This is a genomic window from Streptomyces sp. BF23-19, from assembly GCF_041106355.1.
In the GTDB taxonomy this organism is placed as follows: Bacteria; Actinomycetota; Actinomycetes; order Streptomycetales; family Streptomycetaceae; genus Streptomyces; species Streptomyces virginiae_A.
Map to the genome: position 1 here is coordinate 30,145 of NZ_JBGBPT010000089.1, position 7,062 is coordinate 37,206.

General features: G+C 71.8%; 7 protein-coding genes. 3 read left to right on the top strand and 4 right to left on the bottom strand.

Features of this window, described 5'->3' with window-relative positions; all coding sequences use genetic code 11:
- Nucleotides 1–159 precede the first annotated feature (159 nt).
- Nucleotides 160–1,308, bottom strand: a complete 1,149-nt coding sequence (locus AB8A24_RS35540; protein ID WP_369478567.1) for a glycerate kinase — start codon at nt 1,306–1,308, stop codon at nt 160–162.
- Between the two features lie 143 nt (nt 1,309–1,451).
- Between AB8A24_RS35540 and AB8A24_RS35545 the strand changes: the two genes are divergently transcribed.
- From AB8A24_RS35545 to AB8A24_RS35555, 3 genes are all read left to right on the top strand, one after another.
- The gene (locus AB8A24_RS35545; protein ID WP_369478568.1) at nt 1,452–3,185 is read left to right on the top strand and encodes a BCCT family transporter; all 1,734 of its coding nucleotides are present in this window, start codon (nt 1,452–1,454) and stop codon (nt 3,183–3,185) included.
- A gap of 220 nt (nt 3,186–3,405) precedes the next feature.
- The gene (locus tag AB8A24_RS35550) at nt 3,406–3,906 is read left to right on the top strand and encodes an NUDIX hydrolase (RefSeq protein ID WP_328960938.1); all 501 of its coding nucleotides are present in this window, start codon (nt 3,406–3,408) and stop codon (nt 3,904–3,906) included.
- Between the two features lie 51 nt (nt 3,907–3,957).
- On the top strand, nt 3,958–4,386 hold the full coding sequence (locus tag AB8A24_RS35555; RefSeq protein WP_328960937.1) for a hypothetical protein: 429 nt from the start codon (nt 3,958–3,960) through the stop codon (nt 4,384–4,386).
- 16 nt (nt 4,387–4,402) lie between these two features.
- Here AB8A24_RS35555 and AB8A24_RS35560 read toward each other — a convergent pair whose 3' ends face one another.
- The 3 genes from AB8A24_RS35560 to AB8A24_RS35570 form a co-directional block, all read right to left on the bottom strand.
- Nucleotides 4,403–4,789 carry an SHOCT domain-containing protein gene (locus tag AB8A24_RS35560; protein WP_369478569.1) on the bottom strand — a complete coding sequence of 129 codons (387 nt, stop codon included), beginning with the start codon at nt 4,787–4,789 and terminating at the stop codon, nt 4,403–4,405.
- A 101-nt stretch (nt 4,790–4,890) separates the two neighbouring features.
- Nucleotides 4,891–5,412: a methylated-DNA--[protein]-cysteine S-methyltransferase gene (locus AB8A24_RS35565; protein WP_328960935.1), complete on the bottom strand. Its 522-nt coding sequence runs from the start codon at nt 5,410–5,412 to the stop codon at nt 4,891–4,893.
- A 12-nt stretch (nt 5,413–5,424) separates the two neighbouring features.
- A complete protein-coding gene (locus AB8A24_RS35570; protein ID WP_328960934.1) occupies nt 5,425–6,909 on the bottom strand; it encodes an AlkA N-terminal domain-containing protein in 1,485 nt (494 codons plus the stop codon).
- Nucleotides 6,910–7,062: the final 153 nt, after the last annotated feature.

A 7,062-nucleotide genomic window follows, 5' to 3' on the forward strand; every position in this document is an offset into this window, starting at 1 on the left:
GCCTCAAACGCCGGCGAGGCTGAAATGGCCCGGCGAGGCTGAAATGGCCCGGCGAAGCCGAAATGGTCCCGCGAAGCCGAAATGCTCCGGCGGGGGCGGAAAGGGTGAGGGCCCCGCCCCGGGGCACGGGGGTCGGGGCCCTCGAAGGGGGCGGCCGCGTCAGAGAACGTCGGCGGCGATGTTCGCGGCGACCTGCTCCAGCAGGGGGCCCGCGTTCGGGATGGACCTGGCCGGGTCCGGCTCCAGATCGGTGAGCGGGTACGCCTTGCGGATACCGGCACCCTCAAGGGCCTCCTGGGACAGCAGCAGCCGCCCGCAGACGGCCACCACGGGCTTGCCCGCCGCACGCGCCGCGGCCGCGACGCCCGCCGGAGCCTTGCCGTGCAGGGTCTGCTCGTCCAGGGAGCCCTCACCGGTGATGACCAGCGTGGCCCGCTCCAGCGCCGGGGCGAAGCCCAGTACCTCCAGCATCAGCTCGATGCCGGGACGGAACGTCGCGCCGAGCAGCAGGGCCCCGTAGCCGATGCCGCCCGCGCCACCGGCACCCGGGAGCACCGCGCACTCGGCGGCCTTCGCGCCGATCGACTTCTCCAGCACCACCGCGAAGTGCGCCAGCGCCGCGTCGAGCGTCGCCACGTCCTCGGGCGAGGCGCCCTTCTGCGGGCCGTACACCGCGGCGCAGCCCTTCGGGCCGGTCAGCGGGTTGTCCACATCGCTCGCGAGGACGAACTCCACCTCCGCGAACCGCGGGTCGACGCCGGACAGGTCGGCCGAGGCCAGCTCGGCCAGCGCGCCGCCGCCCGGACCGACCGGTTCGCCGTTCGCATCCAGGAACACCGCGCCCAGCGCGGCCAGCATGCCGGCGCCGCCGTCGGTGGTGGCACTGCCGCCCACGCCGAAGACGATCGAGCGCGCGCCCGCGTCCAGCGCGGCCTTGAGCAGCTCGCCCGAGCCGTACGTGGTCGCCGTCAGCGCGGCGAAGGTGCCCGCCGGCAGCAGCTGCAGCCCGGAGGCCTCCGCCATCTCGACCACCGCGGTGCCCTCGCGCAACGCGAAGGCGGCCGTGACCTGGTCACCGAGGGGTCCGGTGACCCGTACCTCCCGCCGTTCGAAGCCGGCTGCGACGGCTGCCGCGACCGTTCCGTCGCCGCCGTCCGCGACGGGGAGGGTCTCGATCTCCACGTCCGGTACGGCCCTGCGAAGGCCGGCCGTCACCCGCTCCGCGACCTGAACGGCCGTGAGCGAGCCCTTGAATTTGTCCGCGGCGATGAGCACGCGCGCGGCCTCGTTTACTGCTCCGTCCGTCACCTTGCTATTCCCTTGCTATCGAACAGTGCAGTCGCGCCGCCATGAGCTTATCCGGAGGATCCTCCTATGCCCATGAGTGGCCTGGGCCACACCCGGCGCGCCATGCCCCTAAATAGGGATATACGCCTGCATAGTGTGGCCGCATGAGCGCGGAATCACTGGAACAGCCACGTCCGGACACCCCGGGAGGGGGATCCGACGGCCCCGTGGACAGCGCGCCCGACCACGCCGTCGTCACCGTGGGTGTGCTCGCCGTGCTGGCCGTCGTCGCGTGGGCGGCCCTGGGCAAGGACTCCTTCGACACGGCGTCGGCCACCGCGCTCTCCTGGGTGCTGAGCAACTTCGCCTGGCTGTTCGTGATCGCCGCCGACGTCTTCCTCGTCATGTGCGTCGTCCTCGCGATCAGCCGGTTCGGCCGGATCCGGCTCGGCGCCGACGACTCCGAGCCCGAGTTCACCAACCTCGCGTGGATCGCGATGATGTTCAGCGCGGGCATGGGCATCGGCCTGATGTTCTACGGGGTGGGGGAGCCGCTCACCCACTACCTGGCGCCGCCCCCGGCCTCCGGTGCGGCCCCCCGCACCGGCGCCGCCGCGCTCGCGGCCATGGAGTACTCCTTCTTCCACTGGACCCTCACCCCCTGGGCGATCTACGGCATCGCCGGCCTCGCCCTGGCCTACGCGACCTTCCGCAAGGGCCGAGGCAACCGCCTGAGTTCCGCCTTCGTCCCCCTGATGGGCGAGGAACGGGCGGCCGGGCGGGCCGGCAAGGCCATCGACCTGCTGGCCGTGTTCGCCACCATCTTCGGCACCGCCACCAGCCTCGGCCTCGGCGCCCTCCAGGTCTCCACGGGGCTGGGCCTGACCACCGGCATCGAGGACTCCGTCACCTTGGAGCTGATCATCATCGGCTCCCTGTCGGCGGCCTTCGTCCTCTCCGCCTTCTCCGGCCTGCACAAGGGGGTGAAGTGGCTCAGCACGATCAACCTCGTGCTCGCCGCCGTCCTGATGCTCTTCGTCTTCGTCCTCGGCCCCACCGTCTACATCCTCGACGTGATCCCCGCCGGCGTCGGCGGGTACCTGAGCGAGCTGGTGCCCATGGCCAGTCGCACCGGCGCCTTCACCGACTCCAAGTGGCTCGGCGCGTGGACGATCTTCTACTGGGCGTGGTGGCTGTCCTGGGCCCCGTTCGTCGGCACCTTCATCGCCCGCATCTCGCGCGGCCGCACCATCCGCGAGTTCCTCATCGGCGTGCTGCTCGTCCCCAGCGGGGCCACCGTGATCTGGTTCTGCGTCATGGGCGGCACCGCCATCCGCCTCGACTCCACCGGTGCCGTCGACTTCGCCGTCACGATCAAGGACGGTACGGAGGCCTCGCTCTTCGCGATGCTGGACGCCCTGCCGCTCTCCGCGGTCACCTCGTGGGTCGCCATGATCCTGGTCATGACCTACTTCGTCACCAGCGCCGACTCGGCCTCCCTGGTGATGGGCTCGCTCACCAGTCGCGGCTCCCTCAACCCACCCACCTGGCTCGTCGTCACCTGGGGCGTGCTGATGGCAGCCGTCGCCGCAGTGCTCCTCGTCGCGGGCGGCCTGAAGTCCCTGCAGACCGCCACCATCCTGGTCGCGCTGCCATTCGTCATCGTCATGATGTTGCTCTGCTGGGCCCTGGTGAAGGAGCTCCGTACGGACCCGGGCGCCGGACCCGCCCGCCACCACCCCCTGCACGGGCTGCGGGACGCGGTCCGGGCCATGGTCGGCGACGCCATCAGCGAACAGGGGGTGGCCCGCCGCGCGCGGGGCCTCGCCGAGTCCGGGGGCCGGCGCCACGAGGACAGGGGCGGGGACGGCGAAGGCCCGGGGTCCCCGAAGGCGTGACGCCTCGGCCCCCCCGGGCCCAGGTCGTGGGCTGCCGGGTCAGGACAGCTCGTACACCGCCATCCGGCCGTTGACGTAGACCTTCTTCGCGCGATCGGCCGGCAGCGGCGATTCGGCGCCCGAAGGGCGGTGCGCCACCACGTGGCGGACGTGGTGCCGGTCGTGGAGCCGGCTCAGGATCTCGGCCGTCGGCCCGTCGCGAAGGACTTAGGGTTGCGGCGTGACCACCACAGACGACTACGCCACGTACATCGCGAGCCTGCCCCGGGTGCTGGCCGGCGCGGCCGCCCTCTACCGGGACGCCGAGGGTCGGGTCCTGCTCGTCGAGCCCAACTACCGCGAGGGCTGGGCCCTGCCGGGCGGCACCGTCGAGTCGGACCAGGACGAGTCCCCGCGCACCGCGGCCCGGCGGGAGAGCGCCGAGGAGATCGGCATCGACCTCCCGCTCGGCCGCCTCCTGGCCGTCGACTGGGTGCCGGGCCCCGGTCGCCCGCCACTGGTCGCCTACGTCTACGACGGCGGGGTGCTGGACGAGGCCCAGCTCGCCTCCGTCACGCTGCAGGAGGAGGAGCTGATCTCCTGGCGGCTCGTCGAGCCCGCCGAACTCACCGCATATCTGCCCGAAGCGCTCGGGCGGCGCATCCAAGAGGCGTACCGGATCGCGCAGTCGGGCGAGGGCGCCGTGGAACTGGAGAACGGCCGGCGCCCGGTGGCCCCGTAAGCAGGGCGCGCCGTAACAGCGGACTTACCTCGACCAGGACAGAATCAGAAGATGATCACGATGTACGCCTGGCCCAGCACCGCCGACGGGCCCGACGCCCTCCCCATGGTGCACTTCACCACCGACCAGCAGGCCGGTGGTGAAGTCACTCCGGACGGGACCCCGGTCTGGCTGTTCGACACCGCGATACGCGAGGGCGGCTGGGCGCAGTTCACCGATTTCGAGGGCTGGTCCGTCCCGGCCCCCGGTTGGCAGGCCTTCTACCGCCGCGAGGACGACCTCCTCGCCGTCACCGGCCCCGGCTCCTGTGAGGGCTGGTACCAGGGCAACCTCGGCGCCGACCCCGACTGGGTGGCCGCCGCCGCCACCCAGCAGAGCGTGGTCCTGCTCGCCGCCCCGATCCAACACCCCTCGCTGTACAACTACGCCGTGGAGGCCGGAGCCGCCTTCGCGCTGCTCGTTCCGCTCCTCGTCGTCTGAACCGACCCGGACCCGATCACGCCAGGAGCTTGGCCTTGGCGCGGTCGAACTCCTCCTGGGTGATGTCGCCCTTGTCCTTCAGGGCGGAGAGCTTGTGCAGCTCGTCCGCGCTGCTGCCGGATCCCGCCGTCTTCTGGACGTAGGACCGGAAGGCGGCCTCGTTCTCCTGGACCTGCTTGATGTCCCGCTCGCCCATGCTCCGGCCCCGGGCGATGAGGTAGACGAACACGCCCAGGAAGGGCAGCAGGATCACGAAGATCAACCATCCCGCCTTCCCCCAGCCGCTGAGGCTGTGGTCACGGAAGATATCCGTGATGATCTTGAAGAGCAGGAAGAACCACATGATCCACAGGAACAGGTACAGCATCGTCCAGAAGATGTTGAGAAGCGGATAGTCGTCCATGCCCGACTCCGATCATGTAGCGGTATTCCATTCATACAACCGCTGCAAAAGGACCGCATTTCGGAATGGGACAGGACCGAGCCCGCATTCAGGGCCGGGGTTCAGAACAGTTCTCGGACGTGTTCCCCGGACTCGAAGGCCAGCAGCCGCACCTTGCGGTCGAGCCCGCCGCCGTAACCGGTCATCCCGCCCGACGCGCCGATCACCCGGTGGCAGGGCACGATGATGCCGACCGGGTTCTTCCCGTTCGCCAGGCCCACCGCGCGCGAGGCGCTGGGCTTGCCCAGGTTGGTCGCGAGCTCCCCGTACGACCACGTCTCGCCGTACGGGATCCGCACCAGCTGATCCCAGACGCTGCGCTGGAATTCGGTGCCCTCCAGGCGCAGCGGGAGGTCGAACTCGGTGAGCTCCCCGGCGAAGTACGCGGTCAACTGGCGCGCCACCTCGGGGAACGGCTCCTCGGCGGCGGCCACCCGCTCCCCGAAGGACTCCTCGGCCGGTCGGTGCCGCTGCCCGGTCATGTAGAGGCCGCTGAGCACTCCGTCCGTGGCGACCAGGGTCAGCGGGCCGTAGGGGCTGTCGACGACGGTGTGCGTCTTGGTGCTGTTCATCGTGGATCGCATCGCTGGTGCTCCTCAGGCGGGCAGGTGGTTGATGGGGTGGGCGTCCGTGGCCCACAGGTACTGGACGGCGTACGCACGCCAGGGCCGCCAGGTGGCCGCGCGCGCGGTGAGAGCCGAGGGGGTGGACGGCAGCCCGAGCCCCTGCGCCGCCCGCCGGATCCCCAGATCCGACGGCAGGAACGCGTCCGGGTCGCCGAGCGCCCGCATCGCGATCACCTCGGTGGTCCACGGACCGAAGCCGGGCAGCGCCGAGAGCTGCGCCCGCGCCGCCTCCCAGTCGCTGTCGAAGCCGAGCGCCAGCGAACCGTCGGCGAGCGCCGAGACCAGGGTGGTCAGCGTGGCGCGCCGACTGCGCGGCAGGGCCAGGGCCTCCGGGTCCAGCCCGGCGAGCGCCTGCGGGGAGGGGAAGAGGTGGGTCAGCCCGCCCAGCGGGTCCTCGATCGGCTCCCCGTGCGCGGTGACCAGCCGGGCCGCGTGCGTACGCGCCGCCGCGGTGGAGACCTGCTGTCCCAGAACCGCCCGTACGGCGAACTCCGGCGCGTCGACCGTACGGGGCACCCGGCGCCCGGGGGCCTTGTCCACGAGCGGGGCCAGCAGCGGGTCGGAGCGCAACTGCTCGTCGACCGCCTCGGGGTCGGCGTCCAGGTCGAGCATCCAGCGGCACCGGCTGATGGCGATGGTGAGGTCGCGCAGGTCGGTCAGCGCGAGCCGGCAGCCGATGTGGTCGGGCTGCGGGGTCAGGGCGACGACGCCGGTGCCGTAGGGCAGGCGGAGGGTGCGACGGTAGGCGCCGTCGCGCCACTCCTCGACCCCGGGAACGGCGGTCGCGGCGAGGTGCCCGAAGAGGTTGTCGGGGTTCAGCGGGGCCCGGAACGGCAGCCGCAGACTGATCGTCCCGGAGATCTGGGGCGGGGCGTTCCGGCCGCGGCCGGCCTTGACGGCCCGCTCCCGCAGCTCGCTCGGGGACAGGGCGAAGACCTCGCGGACCGTGTCGTTGAAGGTCCGGATGGAGGAGAAACCGGCGGCGAAGGCCACGTCGCCCATCGGGAGCTCGGAGGTCTCGATGAGCAGCCGGGCGGTCTGGGCGCGCTGGGCCCGGGCCAGGGCGAGCGGACCGGCCCCGAGCTCGGCGTTCAGCTGCCGCTCGACCTGGCGGGCGGAGTAGCCCAGCCGGGTGGCCAGGCCCGGCACGCCCTCGCGGTCCACCACGCCGTCCTGGATCAGCCGCATCGCGCGCGCGACGGCGTCGGCCCGTGCGTTCCACTCGGGCGAACCGGGACTCGTGTCGGGCCGGCACCGCTTGCAGGCCCGGAACCCGGCCTGCTGGCAGGCGGCGGCGCTGGGCAGGAAGGTCATGTTCTCGACCTTCGGCGGCACGGCGGGGCAGCTGGGGCGGCAGTAGATCCGGGTGGTCAGGACGGCGGTGAAGAACCAGCCGTCGAAGCGGGCGTCCTTCGACTGCACGGCCCTTACGCAGCGCTCGGTGTCGGTGTGCATGCGTCCAGCTTCGGGGTTCCGGTTACGACGGGCTGGCGGTTTTCCGACATCAAGGCTAGCCGTGTCCCTGGCCGGGTGTGCGGGGTCGGGGCCGACGCCGGGCTCGCGGCGGGGGCGCCGCCACAGCCGGTCAGGGCGGTGAGGGCGAGCGGG